This is a genomic window from Kitasatospora sp. NPDC001660, assembly GCF_053596725.1.
Window position 1 is genome coordinate 32,836 of the sequence record NZ_JBSFGU010000051.1, and the last position, 18,038, is coordinate 50,873.

10 protein-coding genes and 1 pseudogene are annotated in these 18,038 nt (G+C 73.1%); 10 read left to right on the top strand and 1 reads right to left on the bottom strand.

Going from position 1 to position 18,038, the window contains the following annotated elements:
- Positions 1-247: 247 nt before the first annotated feature.
- The 10 genes from ACWCXH_RS33550 to cimA all read left to right on the top strand — a co-directional run bounded on the left by ACWCXH_RS33550 (position 248) and on the right by cimA (position 17,873).
- Positions 248-3,286 carry a putative bifunctional diguanylate cyclase/phosphodiesterase gene (locus ACWCXH_RS33550; protein WP_449805284.1) on the top strand — a complete coding sequence of 1,013 codons (3,039 nt, stop codon included), beginning with the start codon at positions 248-250 and terminating at the stop codon, positions 3,284-3,286.
- Between the two features lie 331 nt (positions 3,287-3,617).
- On the top strand, positions 3,618-5,474 hold the full coding sequence (locus ACWCXH_RS33555) for an acetolactate synthase large subunit (protein ID WP_449805285.1): 1,857 nt from the start codon (positions 3,618-3,620) through the stop codon (positions 5,472-5,474).
- 30 nt (positions 5,475-5,504) lie between these two features.
- The gene (ilvN, locus tag ACWCXH_RS33560) at positions 5,505-6,029 is read left to right on the top strand and encodes an acetolactate synthase small subunit (protein ID WP_238951331.1); all 525 of its coding nucleotides are present in this window, start codon (positions 5,505-5,507) and stop codon (positions 6,027-6,029) included.
- Between the two features lie 103 nt (positions 6,030-6,132).
- A complete protein-coding gene (gene ilvC, locus ACWCXH_RS33565; protein ID WP_449805286.1) occupies positions 6,133-7,131 on the top strand; it encodes a ketol-acid reductoisomerase in 999 nt (332 codons plus the stop codon).
- A 243-nt stretch (positions 7,132-7,374) separates the two neighbouring features.
- Positions 7,375-8,955 (top strand): phosphoglycerate dehydrogenase, encoded by a 1,581-nt coding sequence (serA, locus tag ACWCXH_RS33570; protein WP_449805293.1) that lies wholly within the window; start codon positions 7,375-7,377, stop codon positions 8,953-8,955.
- Between the two features lie 337 nt (positions 8,956-9,292).
- Positions 9,293-9,454, top strand: coding sequence for a hypothetical protein (locus tag ACWCXH_RS33575; RefSeq protein WP_449805287.1), 162 nt, complete (start codon positions 9,293-9,295; stop codon positions 9,452-9,454).
- 226 nt (positions 9,455-9,680) lie between these two features.
- On the top strand, positions 9,681-13,046 hold the full coding sequence (locus ACWCXH_RS33580; RefSeq protein WP_449805288.1) for a S8 family serine peptidase: 3,366 nt from the start codon (positions 9,681-9,683) through the stop codon (positions 13,044-13,046).
- Between the two features lie 330 nt (positions 13,047-13,376).
- Positions 13,377-14,414 (top strand): 3-isopropylmalate dehydrogenase, encoded by a 1,038-nt coding sequence (locus tag ACWCXH_RS33585; protein ID WP_449805289.1) that lies wholly within the window; start codon positions 13,377-13,379, stop codon positions 14,412-14,414.
- Positions 14,415-14,671: 257 nt separating this feature from the next.
- Positions 14,672-15,784, top strand: a complete 1,113-nt coding sequence (locus tag ACWCXH_RS33590) for a branched-chain amino acid aminotransferase (protein ID WP_449805290.1) — start codon at positions 14,672-14,674, stop codon at positions 15,782-15,784.
- Between the two features lie 484 nt (positions 15,785-16,268).
- Positions 16,269-17,873 carry a citramalate synthase gene (cimA, locus tag ACWCXH_RS33595; protein WP_449805291.1) on the top strand — a complete coding sequence of 535 codons (1,605 nt, stop codon included), beginning with the start codon at positions 16,269-16,271 and terminating at the stop codon, positions 17,871-17,873.
- 60 nt (positions 17,874-17,933) lie between these two features.
- On the opposite strand, the pseudogene ACWCXH_RS33600 reads toward cimA, so the two are convergent.
- A pseudogene (locus ACWCXH_RS33600) lies at positions 17,934-18,038 on the bottom strand (ATP-binding protein); the annotation flags it as partial.

Here is an 18,038-nt window from a genome sequence, read left to right on the forward strand (position 1 = left end):
CGCCGGAATCAGGTGCATTTCCCTACCCTCCCACCATTACTCTAAGTTCAGTGTGTGTGTCATTGAGTGACGGAATTGGTGTAGGGTCCCGATCGGGAACATCGGTGCGGTGCGGCGGCCGGAAGGTCGCCCACCCCCTGGGCCGCCGTTCTGGCGGGGCGCCGGGCCACCGCGTACGGCCAAGCGGCGCGCGGCCGGTGGTCCGCGGCCGGGGCGCCGGGTCCCTCGCCGGAGGGGGAGAGGTCAAGTGAGCTCCACCGACACGGTGCTGCCCGCGGCCGAACGGCCGGGCGCGCCGGCCGCTGACACGCCCGCCGCGGGACGCGGCCCGCTGCGCCGCCTGCGGGAGAGCCGCGCGCTGCCCTGCCTTGCCCTCGGCGCCCTCTGCCTCGGCTACGCCTTCGGCGCCGCGACCGGCTGGGGATCGTGCCAACTCGCCACCTTCATGGGCGACTTCGGGCTCGCCGCGGCGGCCCTCGCGGCCGCGCTGTCCTGCCTGGTCTACGGCTGCACGGTCGGCGGCCACGCCCGCCCGGCCTGGCTGCTGTTCGGCTTCTCCTCGTTCATGGTGGCCTTCGGCAACGGCACCTGGGGCTGGTACGAGCTCGTCGTGCGCACCCCGCTGCCGCAGGACTCGCTCGCCGAGTACGCCTTCCTGCTGTTCGCCCCGCTCGCCATCACCGGCGTCCTGGTGCTCGCCCAGCGCCCGCGCTCCGCGGCCGGCTGGCTCTGCCTCCTGCTGGACGGCTGGCTGATCGCCGGCTCGCTGTTCACCCTCAGCTGGAGCCTTGCGCTCGGCCGGATCGCCGCAGGCGAGGGCGGCTCGCCGCTGCGCCTGGCCCTCAACCTGGCCTACCCGGTGCTGGACATCCTGCTGGTCAGCCTGGTGGTCGGGCTGCGCTTCGGCGGCCGGGACGGCAACCGGGCCGCCGTGCACACCGCGATGATGGCGCTCGCCGTCACCGTGCTCTGCGACGCCCTGTTCACCTCCCCGGAGCTGCGCAGCAGCTACCACTCCGGCGAACTCCTCGACGCCGGCTGGTTCGCAGGCAGCCTGCTGCTGGCCTGGGCGCCGTGGTCGCCGCGCTGGCGCCGCCCGCTGCGCGAGCACCCGTCGGCCGGCGGCATGCCGCGCCGCCGGGTGGCCACCACGTTCAGCGTGCTCACCCCGTACGCGGCGGCCGCGGTCTGCACCGCCGGGATCCTCTACAACGCGATCGGCGGGCGCCCGCTCGACCGGGTGGTGGCCGCGGCCGCCTGCACCGTCGGCCTCGCGCTCATCCTGCGCCAGGGCGTGATGCTGCTCGACAACCTCTCGCTCGCCCAGGAACTCGCCCACAAGGAGGCGCACTTCCGCTCCCTGGTGCAGGGCTCCAGCGACGTCATCATGATCGCCGGCGCCAGCGGCGTGCTCTCGTACGTCTCCCCGGCCGCGCTCGGCGTCTACGGGCGCGACCCGGAGGAGCTGGTCGGCGGCAACCTGCTGGACCTCGTCCACCCCGAGGACGTCGACCGGGTGCTCGGCGAGGTGCGCCGCTACCTCGCCCGCGTCCGCCTCACCGCGCACCGCTCGCCCGGCACGGCCGAGCCGTCCGCCCGGGTGGAGTGCCGGATCGGCTCCGGCGACGGCGAGTGGCTGCACGTCGAGTCCACCGTCAGCCGGCACCGCGACGGCCTGATCCTCAACAGCCGGGACGTCACCGAACGCGTGATGCTCCAGGCCCAGTTGCAGCACAACGCCTTCCACGACCCGCTCACCGACCTGCCCAACCGGGCGCTGTTCACCCAGCGGCTGCGGGCCGCCCTCGGCAGCCGTGACCGGCAGGGCGGCCAGGGCGGCCAGGGTGAGCAGGGCGGCGCCGGGGTCGCCGTGCTCTTCCTCGACCTGGACGGCTTCAAGGCGGTCAACGACAGCGCCGGCCACCAGGTCGGCGACGAGCTCCTGGTGCAGGCCGCCCGCCGCCTCCAGGGCGCCGTCCGCTGCGGGGACACCGTCGCCCGTTTCGGCGGCGACGAGTTCGCCGCGCTGGTCTGCGGCCCGCTCGGCCGGCTCCAGGTCCAGGAGCTGGCCGAGCGGCTGCGGGTCGCGGTGTCGGAGCCGTACTGGATCGGCGGCGCCGAACTCGGCGTCGCCGCCAGCATCGGCATCGCCTTCGGCGCCCCCGAGCGCGGCCCGGCGGCCGACCCGCGCACCGGCGCCGACGAGCTCATGCGCAACGCCGACCTCGCGATGTACCGGGCCAAGTCCGAGGGCAAGGGCCGGGTGGTGCTCTACAGCCCCGCCATGCGGGCCGACCTGGAGCGCCGCACCGAGCTGGAGGAGCGGCTGCTGGCCGCCGTCCGCGAGGGCGGCTTCACGCTGCTCCACCAGCCCGTGGTGGACCTCGCCAGCGGCGCGGTGACCGGCGTCGAGGCGCAGGCCCGCTGGCGTTCGGCGAAGGGCCTGCTGCTCACCCCCGCCGAGTTCCTGCGCTCGGCCGAACACGGCGACGCGGCCACCCGGTTCGCCCGCTGGCTGATCCAGGAGGCGGTGGCGGCCGCCGCCGCCCGGCGCGGCCTGCCCTCCCGCTCCCGCTCGGGGCCCGCACCGGTGTCCGTCGCGGTCCGGCTCTCCGCCGAGCGCCTGTGCTCGCCCGGACTGTACGAGACGGTCGCGGCCGCGCTGCGCGACAGCCGGCTGCCGGCCGGCGAGCTGGTGATCGAGGTGGCCCGGATGGGCCCGGACGCCCTCGCCGACGAACTCGGCCGCCGCCTGGCCGCGTTGCGCCGGCTCGGGGTCGCCACCGTGCTGGCCGGCTACGGCGCCGGCAGCGGCTCGCTGGGCGCCCTCGCCCGGCTCCCGCTCGACGGGCTCAAGCTGGACCGCACCCTCGTCCAGGACCTCGGCGAGTCCGCGCTCGGCCGCACCCTCGCCGGGCACGCGCTGCGCCTCGGCCGCGACCTCGGCCTCGTCACCGGCGCCGAGGGGGTGGACCTGCCCCGGCAGATCGCCGCCCTCCAGGAGCTCGGCTGCCGCCAGGGCCAGGGCTCGGCCTTCGCCCCGCCGCTCGACGAGACCCGGCTGCGCCGCGCCCTGGCGCGCCGCGGCTACCCGCTGCCGAGACCGCTCGGCTCGCTCTCGGCCCGCCGCGCGTACCTGGCCGCCGACACCCGGACGAGTGGCCGCGGGGAGCTCCCCGGCGGGCGTGTCGTAGATCACCACGGGGCCTGCGACCTGCCCGGACACCGGGCCGTGGCAGGTCCGGGAGGGGGTCCGCATGGCGAGACGGCCGTCCCACCTGCTTGACACGCGCCCCCGGACGGGAGGAAGGTCGATCCCATGCGCACCCGAATTCTCGTACTTGGCGGGCGCGTCGGCTGAGCGGGCACGCACGCCCCGCTTGTGACAGACCGACGCGCCACCCCTCGCATGCCCTGGGCACGAGGGGTTTTTTGTTGCACTGACGCTGTTCCACCACGCAAGACCCCTGGCCCCAACTGCTCCGCGAACCCCACCGAAACGGGGAAAAGCGGGACGATTGAGGCAGAGCCGGCGATCGGCCCGAAACGGGACCCCACCCTCGAAGCACCCGGGGCCCGCACCACCGGGCCGGCAAAACCCGAGAAGAGACAGGCAGATGACCGAGCACGCCGCATCCCCCCGCCGCGGGGACAACCCGGCCTCCCACGCTCCCGCTCCCCAGCACGTCGTCGAGACCATGACCGGCGCCCAGTCGCTCATCCGCTCGCTCGAAGCCGTGGGCGCGGACACCGTCTTCGGCATCCCGGGCGGGGCCATCCTTCCCGCGTACGACCCGCTGATGGACTCGGTCAAGGTGCGCCACATCCTGGTCCGCCACGAGCAGGGCGCCGGTCACGCCGCCACCGGATACGCCCAGGCCACCGGCAAGGTCGGGGTCTGCATGGCCACCTCGGGGCCGGGCGCGACCAACCTGGTCACCCCGATCGCCGACGCCTACATGGACTCCGTGCCGGTCGTCGCGATCACCGGCCAGGTCGCCTCCAAGGCGATCGGCACCGACGCCTTCCAGGAGGCGGACATCTGCGGCATCACGATGCCGATCACCAAGCACAACTACCTGGTCACCGATCCCGCCGAGATCCCTCGGGTGATCGCCGAGGCGTTCCACATCGCCGCCACCGGCCGCCCCGGCCCGGTCCTGGTCGACATCGCCAAGGACGCGCTCCAAGCCACCACCACCTTCCGCTGGCCGGTCGAGGCCTCGCTGCCCGGCTACCGCCCGGTCACCAAGCCGCACGCCAAGCAGATCCGCGAGGCCGCGAAGATGCTGGTGAGCGCCAAGCGCCCGGTGCTGTACGTCGGCGGCGGCGTGATCAAGGCGCAGGCCACCGCCGAGCTGCGGATCCTGGCCGAGCTGACCGGCGCCCCGGTCGTCACCACCCTGATGGCGCTCGGCGCCTTCCCCGACAGCCACCCGCAGCACCTGGGCATGCCCGGCATGCACGGCTCCGTCCCGGCCGTCACCGCGCTGCAGAAGGCGGACCTGCTGTTCACCCTCGGCGCCCGCTTCGACGACCGCGTCACCGGCAAGCTGGACGGCTTCGCCCCCTACGCCAAGATCGTCCACGCGGACATCGACCCGGCCGAGATCGGCAAGAACCGCCCGGCCGACGTGCCGATCGTCGGCGACGCCCGCGAGGTGCTGGCCGACCTGATCGTCGCCGTCCAGGCCGAGTTCGACGCCGGCCACAAGGGTGACTACACCGAGTGGTGGCAGAAGCTCGACGAGTGGAAGAAGACCTACCCGCTGGGCTACGAGCCCGCCCCGGCCGGGCAGCTCTCGCCGCAGCAGGTCATCGAGCGGATCGGCCGGCTCGTCGGCCCGGAGGCCATCTACGCCGCGGGCGTCGGCCAGCACCAGATGTGGAGCTCGCAGTTCATCCGCTTCGAGAAGCCGGGCACCTGGCTCAACTCGGGCGGCGCGGGCACCATGGGCTACGCGGTCCCGGCCGCGATGGGCGCCAAGGCGGGCCGCCCGGAGGCCGTGGTCTGGGCGATCGACGGCGACGGCTGCTTCCAGATGACCAACCAGGAGCTGGTCACCTGTGCCCTGAACGGCATCCCGATCAAGGTCGCGATCATCAACAACGGCTCGCTGGGCATGGTCCGGCAGTGGCAGACGCTGTTCTACAACCAGCGCTACTCCAACACCGTGCTGCACGCCGGCCCCGGCCACGACGGCGTCGAGCCGCCGGAGCAGGGCGGCACCCGGATCCCCGACTTCGTCAAGCTGTCCGAGGCGATGGGCTGCGTCGGCCTGCGCTGCGAGCGCCCCGAGGACCTGGACGCGGTCATCGAGCAGGCGATGGCGATCGACGACCGCCCGGTCGTCATCGACTTCATCGTCCACCAGGACGCCATGGTCTGGCCGATGGTCGCGGCCGGCACCAGCAACGACGAGATCCAGTTCGCCAAGGGCGTCCGTCCCGACTTCGGCGACGACCTCGACTGAAGCCCCCATCCAGAACGACTGAGGAACCACATGTCCAAGCACACCCTCTCCGTCCTGGTCGAGAACAAGCCCGGCGTGCTCGCCCGCATCGCCTCGCTCTTCTCCCGTCGGGGCTTCAACATCGACTCCCTCGCCGTCGGCCCGACCGAGCACCCGGACGTGTCCCGGATGACGATCGTGGTCAACGTCGAGGACCTCCCGCTGGAACAGGTCACCAAGCAGCTCAACAAGCTCGTGAACGTGATAAAGATCGTCGAACTCGACCAGGCCGCTGCGATCCAGCGGGAACTGGTCCTGGTGAAGGTCCGCGCCGACAACGAGACCCGGTCGCAGATCGTCGAGATCGTCCAGCTGTTCCGTGCCAAGACCGTCGACGTGTCGCCCGACGCGGTGACCATCGAGGCCACCGGCAGTTCGGACAAGCTGGAGGCCATGCTCCGGATGCTGGAGCCGTACGGCATCAAGGAACTGGTCCAGTCCGGCCTGGTCGCCATCGGGCGCGGCGCCCGTTCGATCACGGATCGTTCGCTCCGCGCCCTCGACCGCAGCGCTTGACCCAGCGCTTCTCAAACGCTGAACAAAGACCCCACACCCCGCCGGGTGCGAATACGGTAGGCACCGCGTACCCGGCACCCATCACGCAAGGAGATGTGCCCCCGTGGCCGAGCTGTTCTACGAAGACGACGCCGACCTGTCCATCATCCAGGGCCGCAAGGTCGCGGTCATCGGCTACGGCAGCCAGGGCCACGCCCACGCGCTGTCCCTGCGCGACTCCGGCGCCGACGTCCGCGTCGGCCTCAAGCCCGAGTCCACGTCCCGTGCCAAGGCCGAGGAGGCCGGCCTGCGCGTGGTCACCCCCGCCGAGGCCGCGGCCGAGGCCGACGTCATCATGATCCTGGTGCCGGACCCGATCCAGGCCGACGTCTACGAGGCGGACATCGCCCCGCACCTGAAGTCCGGCGACGCCCTGTTCTTCGGCCACGGCCTGAACATCCGCTTCGGCTTCATCAAGCCCCCGGCGGACGTCGACGTCTGCATGGTCGCCCCGAAGGGCCCGGGCCACCTGGTGCGCCGCCAGTACGAGGAGGGCCGCGGCGTCCCCGCGATCGTCGCGGTCGAGCAGGACGCCACCGGCAACGCCTTCGCCCTCGCGCTGTCCTACGCCAAGGGCCTGGGCGCCACCAAGGCCGGCGTCATCAAGACCACCTTCACCGAGGAGACCGAGACCGACCTGTTCGGCGAGCAGGCCGTCCTGTGCGGTGGCACCGCCGCCCTGGTGAAGGCCGGGTTCGAGACCCTGGTCGAGGCCGGCTACCAGCCGGAGATCGCCTACTTCGAGTGCCTGCACGAGCTGAAGCTCATCGTCGACCTGATGTACGAGGGCGGCCTGGAGAAGATGCGCTGGTCGGTCTCCGAGACTGCCGAGTGGGGCGACTACGTCACCGGTCCGCGCATCATCACCGACGCCACCAAGGCCGAGATGAAGAAGGTCCTCGCCGAGATCCAGGACGGCACCTTCGCCAACACCTGGATCGCCGAGTACAAGGCCGGTCTGCCCAAGTACAACGAGTACAAGAAGGCCGACGAGGACCACCTGCTGGAGACCACCGGCAAGAAGCTGCGCTCGCTGATGAGCTGGGTCGACGAGAAGGCCTGACCCTTCAGGACCCTGATTCCGTAGCTGGGTTGTACAAGTAGGCTGCTCCCGTCCGGGTGATTTCGCCGGACGGGAGCAGCCTCGTACCCTGCCCGTCGATACACTTCCGAGTGCGCGTCAGGCCCACAGCGTCGTGCGTCTACCTACGCGGCATGCCACCTTCCCCCGCCTTCCACGCCACCGCCGTGCCGGGGGAACCGGACAGTTAAGGACAACACTGTCGTGAGCACTGCTAACAACACTGTGAAAACGGGCGTTGTACTGATCGCCGAAGAGCTGTCGCCCGCCACCGTCGACGCCCTCGGTCCGGACTTCGAGATCCGCCACTGCAACGGCGCCGACCGCACCGAGCTGCTCACCGCGATCGCGGACGTCGACGCGATCCTGATCCGCTCCGCCACCAAGGTCGACGCCGAGGCGCTGGCCGTCGCCCGCAAGCTGAAGGTCGTCGCCCGGGCCGGCGTCGGTCTCGACAACGTGGACGTCGCCGCCGCCACCAAGGCCGGTGTCATGGTCGTCAACGCGCCGACCTCCAACATCGTCACCGCCGCCGAACTCGCCTGCGGCCTGCTGATCTCCGTCGCCCGCAACATCGCGCCGGCCAACGCCGCGCTCAAGGGCGGCGAGTGGAAGCGCAACAAGTACACCGGTGTCGAGCTGAGCGAGAAGGTCCTCGGCGTCGTCGGTCTCGGCCGGATCGGCGTCCTGGTCGCCCAGCGGATGTCCGCGTTCGGCATGAAGATCGTCGCGTACGACCCGTACATCCAGGCCGCCCGCGCCGCGCAGATGGGCGTCAAGCTGGTCTCGCTCGAAGAGCTGCTGGAGGTCTCGGACTTCATCACCGTCCACCTCCCCAAGACCCCCGAGACCATCGGCCTGATCGGCGACGAGGCGCTGCACAAGGTCAAGCCGAGCGTGCGCATCGTCAACGCCGCCCGCGGCGGCATCGTCGACGAGGAGGCGCTCGCCGGCGCCCTGCGCGACGGCCGGGTGGCCGGCGCCGGCCTCGACGTGTACGCCAAGGAGCCGTGCACCGACTCCCCGCTGTTCGCCTTCGACAACGTGGTCGCCACCCCGCACCTGGGTGCCTCCACCGACGAGGCGCAGGAGAAGGCCGGCATCGCCGTCGCCAGGTCGGTCCGCCTCGCGCTGGCCGGCGAGCTGGTGCCGGACGCCGTCAACGTCCAGGGCGGCGTGATCGCCGAGGACGTGCGCCCGGGCCTGCCGCTCGCCGAGAAGCTCGGCCGGATCTTCACCGCGCTGGCCGGCGAGGTCGCCGTCCGGCTCGACGTCGAGGTCCGCGGCGAGATCACCCAGCACGACGTCAAGGTGCTCGAACTGTCGGCGCTGAAGGGCGTGTTCGAGGACGTCGTGGCGGAGACGGTGTCCTACGTCAACGCCCCGCTGTTCGCCCAGGAGCGCGGTGTCGAGGTGCGCCTGACCACCTCCAGCGAGAGCCCCGAGCACCGCAACGTGATCACCGTCCGCGGCACGCTCGCGAACGGCGAGGAGATCGCCATCTCCGGCACGCTGGCCGGCCCGAAGCAGACCCAGAAGATCGTCGGCGTGGACGCCTTCGACGTGGACGTCGCGCTCACCGACCACATGGCCTTCTTCAAGTACGAGGACCGCCCGGGCGTCGTCGGCGTCCTCGGCAAGCACCTCGGCGACGCCGGCATCAACATCGCCGGCATGCAGGTCGCGCGGGACGGCGGCGGCGCGCTGGCCTCCATCACCGTGGACAGCGAGATCCCGCAGGACGTGCTGGCGGCGATCGCCGCCGAGATCGGCGCGCGCTTCGCGCGCTCGGTCGACCTGGGCTGAGTTTCCTTCCGGGCAGGGCCCGTACCGCCGTTCGGACGGCGGTACGGGCCCTGTTGCGTGCCTCCGGGTGGCTCCCGTCTCAGATACTAGGAAATCCAAGTATTCGTGCAGACACGGCCGCTCCGGGGTCGTACCGTGGAAGGGCCATACGGTGTGCCGCCCCTGTAGCCAGGGTGCGCGGCCCGTGTGTGCGTGCGCCTTCACGGGCAGGCGATCCCTGCTCCGCGCGCCCTCCCGTCGCCCGCCGCCACCCTTTGGGGCGCGCATCGCGCGACACCCCTTGGTTCCCCCGTCTCTTCCCCGCGCCTCCTCGCGCGCCGCTTCCAAGGAGTCCGGTATGCCCACCACCGTCGACCGCCGCGTCACTCCCGCCCCCGCCGCGACCCCCGTCCGCGCCCCGCGCCGCCGTCGGGCCGCCGAGCGGAGCCCCTTCGCCGCCGCCGCGCTGCAGCGCTCGCTGGACCGTCGCGACAACGGCGGCGTGACCGGCCACTTCTGAGGGGCGCCGCCGTCCGGACGTTCATCTGCCGAATAGGCCGAAAGGCCTGACGGGCGGTCACCCGGGAGAGTGCAACTGGACTCCGTCCGAGGGAAGTTGCTCGCACTCACCAGCGCGATCATCCTAATTTGGGACCCCCGGAAGGGTGATCGACGCCCGCGCGGGCGGGCGTCAGCGACCTCCTCGGTGTGCGGATCCGTCCCCCTTGCCGGGGGAGAGGGCCCACGTGCGTCTGCCATCCGTCCGCCGTTCGCTCGCCCGGATCGGTGTCACCCTGACCCTGCTGGCCGGCACGGCCGCGCTCGCCGCCGCCCCGGCGGGCGGCAGTCCGCCGACGGACCCGCCCGGGTCCGACCGCGCGACGTCCGTCCTGCTCGAACTCGGCACCGAGGCGGCCGGCCCCGCCTGGCGGCGTGCCGCCGACGGTGCCCGGCGGGCCCGGCGCTCCCCGGAGGACGTCCGCCGGGACGCCGCCCGGGCGGGCGCCGACGCGCGGACCAGGGCCGGCGACGCGCTGGACCGGGCCGCCGCGGCCTTGCACCGCGCGGCCCCCGGAGCCCGCGAGCTCTACCGCACCCGCACCCTGCTCACCGGCCTCGCCGTCACCGCGCCCGCCGACCGGCTGCCCGCACTGCGGGTGCTGCCCGGAGTCCGGGCCGTCCACCCGATCGTCCGCAAGCGGCGCGACAACGCGTACTCCATCCCGCTGACCGGCGCCCCGCAGGTGTGGGCGGGCACCGGCGGCGATACCGGGGAAGGCGGCACCACCGGGAAGGACGGCAACACCGGCAAGGGCGTGCGGATCGGCATCATCGACAGCGGCATCGACTACACCCACGCGGACTTCGGCGGCCCGGGCACCGAGGCCGCCTACCGGTCGGTCGAGCGCGGAAAGCCCGCTCCGGCCGCACTGTTCCCCAACGCCAAGGTGATCGGCGGCAAGGACCTGGTCGGCGACGACTACGACCCGGACCCGTCCTCCCCGCACCACCAGCCGGTGCCGCACCCCAGCGACAACCCCATCGACTGCGACCGCAACGGCCACGGCACCCACGTCGCCGGCACCGCGGCCGGCTTCGGCGTCACCGCCGACGGCCGCACCTACACCGGGCCCTACCGGGCCGGGCTCGACCCGGCCGGCTTCAAGGTCGGCCCCGGTGCGGCCCCCGGCGCCCAGCTGTACGCCATCCGGGTCTTCGGCTGCGACGGCTCCACCGACCGGCTCGCCCAGGCCCTCGACCTCGCCGCCGACCCGAACGGCGACGGCGACCTCGGCGACCGCCTCGACGTCGTCAACCTCTCGCTCGGCAGCCGCTTCGGCAGCCCCGACGACGCCGACGCGGTGGCCGTCGACCACCTCGCCGCGCTCGGCACCGTCGTGGTCGCCGCCGCCGGCAACGAGGGGGACGTCTACGGCATCGGCGGCAGCCCCGGCACCGCCGCCCGGGCCATCGCCGTCGCCGCGTCCGTGCACGGGCACGCCGACACCGACGGCATCGCCGTGCTCGCCCCGGCCGACCTCGCCGGGAACGTCCCCGTCCACTGGAGCGAGCGCTACCGGGGCTGGTCCACCGCCGACGTGCACGGCCGACTCGCCCTGCCCGCCGACCAGTCGGACGGCTGCACCGCGTTCAGCGCGGCCGACCGGCAGCGGCTCGCGGGCAAGGTCGCGGTGCTGACCTGGGCCACCCGCGAGTCCGAGCGGGCCTGCAACTCCGGCCCGCGCGCCGACCACGCCGCCGACGCGGGCGCGATCGGCGCGCTCTACGCCGCCGACACCGACCACCTCGCCGAGATCGCCGGCAACGACCGCATTCCCGTCGCCCTGCTGGCCCGCGCCGACGGCGAACGGCTCCGGCAGGCCGCCGCGGCCGGCGGGGCCGAGGTCCGGCTCGCCGCCCCCGGCAACCGGCTGCACGGCTCGGTCTCCCGCCTCCAGCCCGAACGGGCCGACACCCTCACCGACTTCACCTCGCGCGGCATCGGCCTGCCCGGTGTCGTCAAGCCCGACCTCGCCGCCCCCGGCGAGAGCATCTGGTCCGCGCTCGCCGGCAGCGGCAGCGGCGGCCGGCGCGAGGACGGCACCTCGATGGCCACCCCGCACGTCGCCGGCCTCGCGGCCCTCGTCCGCGCCGCCCACCCGGACTGGCCGGCCGGGGAGGTCAAGGCGGCGCTCATGAACACCGCCGTCGACACCCACCTCGGCGACGACCGCAGCGGCCCGGTCTACGGCCCCGAACGCACCGGTGCCGGACGGGCCGCGGTCGACCGGGCCGTCCGCACCCCGGCCGTCGCCTACGCCGCCGGGGAAGGGGCGGTCGAGGGCGCCGTCGGCGTCTCCTTCGGGCCGGTCGCGGTCGGCGGTGCGACGGCGCTGCGCCGCGAGATCGAGGTGCGCAACCACTCGGCGGCGCCGCTGAGTTACCGCACCGGGTACGCGGCCGCCACCGAACTGCCGGGCGCCCGCTTCGAGGTGACGCCGGAGCAGGTCGACGTTTCGGCGGGCGGCACCGCGCACGTGCAGGTGACGCTCACCGTCCCCGGGGAGCTGGGGCGCGCGCCCGACCCGACCATCGACACCGCCCAGGGCGGCAAGGCGCGCTCCTACCGGGGCGAGCTCTCCGGTCGGGTGCTGCTCAGCCCCGTCACCGACCCGTCCCTGCCCGAGATCCGCGTGCCGGTGTTCGCGGCCCCGCGGCCCGCCACCGGGCTCGCCGTCTCCGTCCCGGTGCGCACCGCCCGGGACGGCACCCTGCTGGTGCTCGGCGGCAGCGACGCCCCCGGGGGCCGGCCCGGACTCGTCAGCGCCTTCGCCCTCGGCGGGGAGGGCGCCCGCTGGGCCGACTGCCCGTCCGGCGGCGGCGCCGCGCCGCGGCCCGGCGCCGGGATCGTGCCCGAGACCGCGAACGGGGATCCTCTGCGGCCGGACGGCGTGTGCGTCGAACAGCCCGGCGACCGGGCGGCCAACCTGCGGGCCGTCGGCGCCGCCGCGGACTCCGGGATGCTCTACTTCGGTGCCCGGCTCTGGGCACCCGCCGCGACGCCGGCCGGGCTCTACGGGGTCCGGGTCTCGCTGGACACGGACGGGGACGGGGTCACCGACGTGATCGTGAAGGCCGACCGGCAGCGCGGCAGCGACGTGCTGGTCGCCCGGGCGGTCGACGCCCGCACCGGCGCCGAGCTGGACGTCCAGCCGCTCAACGCCCGCTGGGGCGACGTCGACACCGCCCTGCTGGACAGCGAGGTGCTGGTCCTGCCGGTGCGGGTGAGCGCCCTTCCGGGCGTGCGGGAGGGGCACGGCGTCGTGCGGTACGGCGTGTGGACCGGTCCGGCCGGCCAGGGCAAGCCGGACCCGGCCGACGCCTTCTCGGTGATCGGCCTGCGGGGCGTCCGGCCGACGGTCGCGATCGACGCCCTCCACCCGGCCCTCACGGTCCGGGCCGGCGTGGCCGGCCCGGCGGCGATCGTTGCGCCGGAGCGGCCCGGCACCGTCCTCGACGTCCACCGGGCGGCGGGTGACAAGTCCCAGGTGCTGCTGTTCCACCACTTCAACCCGGACGACCAGCGGGCGGAGGTGGCCAACATCCCTTGAGGTGAATGCAGTTGAGGGGCGGTCCAGCGGTGCCGGTGGGCCGCCCCTCCGGCGTTGCCGGGCGGGTACGCCGGCGAAGACGCCACGGCGCGCTCAGCCCTCCGCCGTACGGGCCTCGCGGCGGCGTGCGAGGCGGGTGAAGACGGCGGCCAGGGCCAGGGCCGCCGCGGTGGCGGACGTGACGGTCAGGCCCTCGGTGAGGCCGGGCGGGCGGAAGGCGCACGCGACGCGTCCCGCGCCCGCGCCCAGCGGAACGGTCGACCTGACCTGACTCGTCCGAATAGTGGACGCCAGGTGTCAGCCCCTGGGACACCGGAGTAGGGTCCGAGCATGTCTCGCACGATTCGTCTCGCAGTTGTCCCCGGTGACGGCATCGGCCAGGAAGTCGTGGCCGAAGGGCTCAAGGTCCTCAGGGCCGCGCTTCCCGCCGAGGTGAAGCTGGAGACCACCGAGTACGACCTCGGGGCCCGGCGCTACCACCGGACCGGGGAGACGCTGCCGGACGAGGTGCTCGCGGAGCTGAAGGCCCACGACGCGATCCTGCTGGGCGCCATCGGGGATCCGAGCGTGCCGTCGGGCGTGCTGGAGCGGGGGCTGCTGCTGAAGCTGCGGTTCGCCTTCGACCACCACATCAACCTGCGGCCGGGCCGGCTGTTCCCCGGCGTGCGGTCGCCGCTGGCCGGTCAGCCGGAGATCGACTTCGTGGTCGTCCGCGAGGGCACCGAGGGCCCGTACGTCGGCAACGGCGGCTCGCTGCGCACCGGCACCGAGCACGAGGTGGCCACCGAGGTCAGCCTGAACACCGCGTACGGCATCGAGCGGGTGGTGCGCGACGCCTACCGCCGGGCGCAGGCGCGGCCGCGCAGGAAGCTGACCCTGGTCCACAAGAACAACGTGCTGGTGCACGCCGGCCACCTGTGGACGCGGATCTTCTCCGAGGTCGGCAAGGAGTTCCCCGAGGTCACCACCGACTACCTGCACGTCGACGCGGCGACCATCTTCTTCGTCACCCAGCCGGAGCGCTTCGACGTCATCGTCACCGACAACCTGTTCGGCGACATCCTGACCGACCTGGCCGCCGCCGTGACCGGCGGGATCGGCCTGGCCGCGAGCGGCAACATCAACCCGGGCGGGGAGTTCCCGTCGATGTTCGAGCCGGTGCACGGCTCCGCGCCGGACATCGCGGGCCAGGGCAAGGCCGACCCGACGGCCACCGTGCTGTCGGTCGCCATGCTGCTGGACCACCTGGGCCTCGCCGCCGAGGCGGCCAGGGTCGAGGCCGCGGTCGCCGCGGACCTGGCCGAGCGCTCCGGCACCCGCAGCACCTCCGAGGTCGGCGACGCGCTCGCCGCCCGAGTATCCGGCTGAGGGGGCCGGATCCGACGAGCGGAGTTCCGGCCGGGAAAGGGCCGGAACCGTGACAAAGGGTTCCGGCCGACGGGCCGGACCGCATAACCGCGGCTTGCAGCTCCCCAAGCGGCAGGCGACTGTTCGGCACGGCCCTCTGGATGCGAGTATCGACAGTGGGCCGTGCTGTTGTGCGTGCGTTCGGGCGTTCATCCGTCCGTCGTCGCGTTCACTCGGCGGTGGCGGCCCGAACCAACCCCACGGTGAAGGACACAGTCATGAGCACGCCCACCCAGGCGCCCATCACGTTCGACCTCAAGCCCTCCGCCCACCCGCTGTCCGACGCGGAGCGTGCGGCCCGGCTGACCAACCCCGGCTTCGGTCGCGTCTTCACCGACCACATGGTCACCGTCCGCTGGACCGAGGGCCGGGGCTGGCACGACGCCCAGCTGACGCCGTACGCGCCGCTGGAGATCGACCCGGCGAACATGACCCTGCACTACGGCCAGGCGATCTTCGAGGGCCTGAAGGCCTACCGCCAGGCCGACGGCTCCATCTCCACCTTCCGCCCGGAGGCCAACGCCGCCCGCTTCCAGGCCTCGGCCCGCCGCCTCGCGATGCCGGAGCTGCCGGTCGAGACCTTCGTCGAGGCCGTCGAACTGCTCGTCCAGCAGGAGCAGGCCTGGGTGCCGAACGAGCCGGAGCAGAGCCTGTACCTGCGGCCGTTCATGTTCGCCACCGAGGTCGGCCTGGGCGTCCGCCCGGCCAACTCCTACCTGTTCATGATCATCGCCTCGCCGGCCGGCGCCTACTTCCCCGGCGGCGTCAAGCCGGTCTCGGTCTGGCTCTCCGAGGACTACGTCCGGGCCGCGCCGGGCGGCACCGGCGCCGCCAAGTGCGCGGGCAACTACGCCGCCTCGCTGGTCGCCCAGGCCGAGGCCGCCGCCAAGGGCTGCGACCAGGTGGTGTGGCTCGACGCCGCCGAGCACCGGTGGATCGAGGAGATGGGCGGCATGAACCTGTACTTCGTCCTCGGCGAGGGCAAGGACGCGAAGGTCGTCACCCCCGAGCTCTCCGGCGCGCTGCTGCCGGGCATCACCCGCGACTCGCTGCTGCGCCTGGCCTCCGACCTCGGCTACGCCGTCGAGGAACGGAAGATCTCCACCGACGAGTGGAAGCAGGGCAACGCCGACGGCACCCTGACCGAGGTCTTCGCGTGCGGCACCGCCGCCGTCATCACCCCGGTCGGCTCGGTCAAGTCCCGCGGCGGTGACTGGACGGTCGGCACCGGCGAGCCCGGTCCGATCACCATGGAGCTGCGCAAGGCCCTGCTCGCCATCCAGGGTGGCCAGGCCCCCGACACCCACGGCTGGCTGCACAAGATCGTCTGATCGCGCCGTGCGTACGTCCGGGCGCCCCGACACCGGGGCGCCCGCGCCGTGACCGTCCCGATCGGCAGCCCGCTCGGTCTGCCGGAGCCGTTCGGCTTCACCCCCGGCACCGCCGACCCCGTCTAGCGGACATCCCGCATCGCGAGACGAGCGGGTCGGATCGCGGAGGGTGTGCCAGACTGCCGGCGTGTCCTCGCTGTCGCTGATTATTAGCAGCAGGCGCGCCGGTCCGCAGTGACCGCTCCCGCAGGACCCGATGCGGAGCGACCACCAGCGTCCAGACCCGCGCGCAGACCTCTCGCACCCGCGAGGGGTCTTTTCGCTTTTTGGGCAACGCCCCACTGAGCACAGCCCTCGGACCGGCCGAGAGCCCCCACGAAGGGCTCGGGGACACCGGGGCGGCGCGCGGGATGCTGGACAGTGGAGCCGGAACAGCAAACCGGCAGAGCAGTACGAAACCTCCCCGAACGGAGAACCAGAGGTCATGACCGAGGTCAGCCGTACCGACGACAGCTTCCACGTGTTCGACACCACCCTGCGCGACGGCGCGCAGCGGGAGGGCATCAACCTCACGGTGGCCGACAAGCTGGCCATTGCCCGGCACCTGGACGACTTCGGGGTGGGGTTCATCGAGGGCGGCTGGCCCGGGGCCAACCCGCGCGACACCGAGTTCTTCGCCCGCGCCGCCGCCGAACTCGACCTTCGGCACGCGCAGCTGGTCGCCTTCGGCGCCACCCGCCGCGCGGGCGGCCGGGCCGCCGACGACCCGCAGCTGGCCGCGCTCGTCACCTCCGGCGCCCCGGTCGTCACCCTCGTCGCGAAGGCGCACGACCGCCACGTCGAGCTGGCGCTGCGCACCACCCTGGACGAGAACCTGGAGATGATCCGGGACAGCGTCGAGTACCTGCGGGCCGCGGGCCGGCGGGTGTTCATCGACTGCGAGCACTTCTTCGACGGCTACCGGGCCAACCGCGACTACGCGCTCGACGTCGTCCGAGCCGCGCACCGCGCCGGGGCGGACGTGGTCGTGCTGTGCGACACCAACGGCGGGATGCTGCCGGCGGGCGTGCGCGACATCGTCACCGACGTGATCGCCGCGACCGGCGCCCGGATCGGCATGCACGCCCAGGACGACACCGGCTGCGCCGTCGCCAACACCCTGGCCGCGGTGGACGTCGGCGCCACCCACGTGCAGTGCACGGCGAACGGCTACGGCGAGCGGGTCGGCAACGCCAACCTGTTCCCGGTGGTCGCCGCGCTGGAGATCAAGTACGACCGCCGGGTGCTGCCCGCGGGCCGGCTCGCCGAGATGACCCGGATCTCGCACGCCATCGCCGAGTTGGTCAACCTGACCCCCTCGACCCACCAGCCGTACGTCGGCTACTCCGCCTTCGCGCACAAGGCCGGCCTGCACGCCTCCGCGATCAAGGTGGACCCGGACCTGTACCAGCACATCGACCCCGAGCTGGTCGGCAACACCATGCGGATGCTGGTCTCCGACATGGCCGGCCGGGCCTCCGTCGAGCTGAAGGGCAAGGAGCTCGGCTACGACCTCTCCACCGACCGCGACCTGGCCGGCCGGGTGGTCGCCAAGGTCAAGGAGCAGGAGAACCTCGGCTACACCTACGAGTCCGCCGACGCCTCCTTCGAGCTGCTGCTCCGCGACGAGGTGCGCGGCAGCCGGGACCGCTTCTACACGCTGGAGTCCTGGCGGACCATCAGCGAGCAGGGCCCGAACGGCTTCACGGGCAACGAGGCGACGGTCAAGCTGTGGGCCAAGGGCGAGCGCCGGATCGCCACCGGTGAGGGCAACGGCCCGGTCGACGCGCTGGACAAGGCCCTGCGCACGGCGCTGGAGGGGATCCACCCGCAGCTGGCCAAGCTGGAGCTGGTGGACTACAAGGTCCGCATCCTGGAGGGCCAGCACGGCACCGGTTCGAAGACCCGGGTGCTGATCGAGTCCACCGACGGCACGTCCACCTGGTCCACCGTCGGCGTGGCCGACAACGTGGTCGCCGCCTCCTGGCTGGCCCTGGAGGACGCGTACACCTACGGCCTGATCCGGTCGGGCGTGGAGCCCACCGAGTAGCGGGGCCTCAACACGTCCGTGGCCCACGGGGGTTCGGTCCGTGGGCCACAGACGCGTCCATCACCGCAGTCGGGCGAGGAGGGCGTGTTCGACGAGGGTGATGAGGGCGCTCTTGGCGCTGTCCCGGCGGCGGGCGTCGAGGGTGACGACGGGGGTGTCGGCGCC

Bases quoted from the DNA above. Each gene is read 5' to 3' on its own strand.
- ACWCXH_RS33555 (WP_449805285.1), top strand. From the start codon at position 3,618: ATGACCGAGCACGCCGCATCCCCCCGCCGCGGGGACAACCCGGCCTCC.
- ilvN (WP_238951331.1), top strand. From the start codon at position 5,505: ATGTCCAAGCACACCCTCTCCGTCCTGGTCGAGAACAAGCCCGGCGTG.
- ACWCXH_RS33575 (WP_449805287.1), top strand. From the start codon at position 9,293: ATGCCCACCACCGTCGACCGCCGCGTCACTCCCGCCCCCGCCGCGACC.
- ACWCXH_RS33585 (WP_449805289.1), top strand. From the start codon at position 13,377: ATGTCTCGCACGATTCGTCTCGCAGTTGTCCCCGGTGACGGCATCGGC.
- ACWCXH_RS33590 (WP_449805290.1), top strand. From the start codon at position 14,672: ATGAGCACGCCCACCCAGGCGCCCATCACGTTCGACCTCAAGCCCTCC.
- cimA (WP_449805291.1), top strand. From the start codon at position 16,269: ATGACCGAGGTCAGCCGTACCGACGACAGCTTCCACGTGTTCGACACC.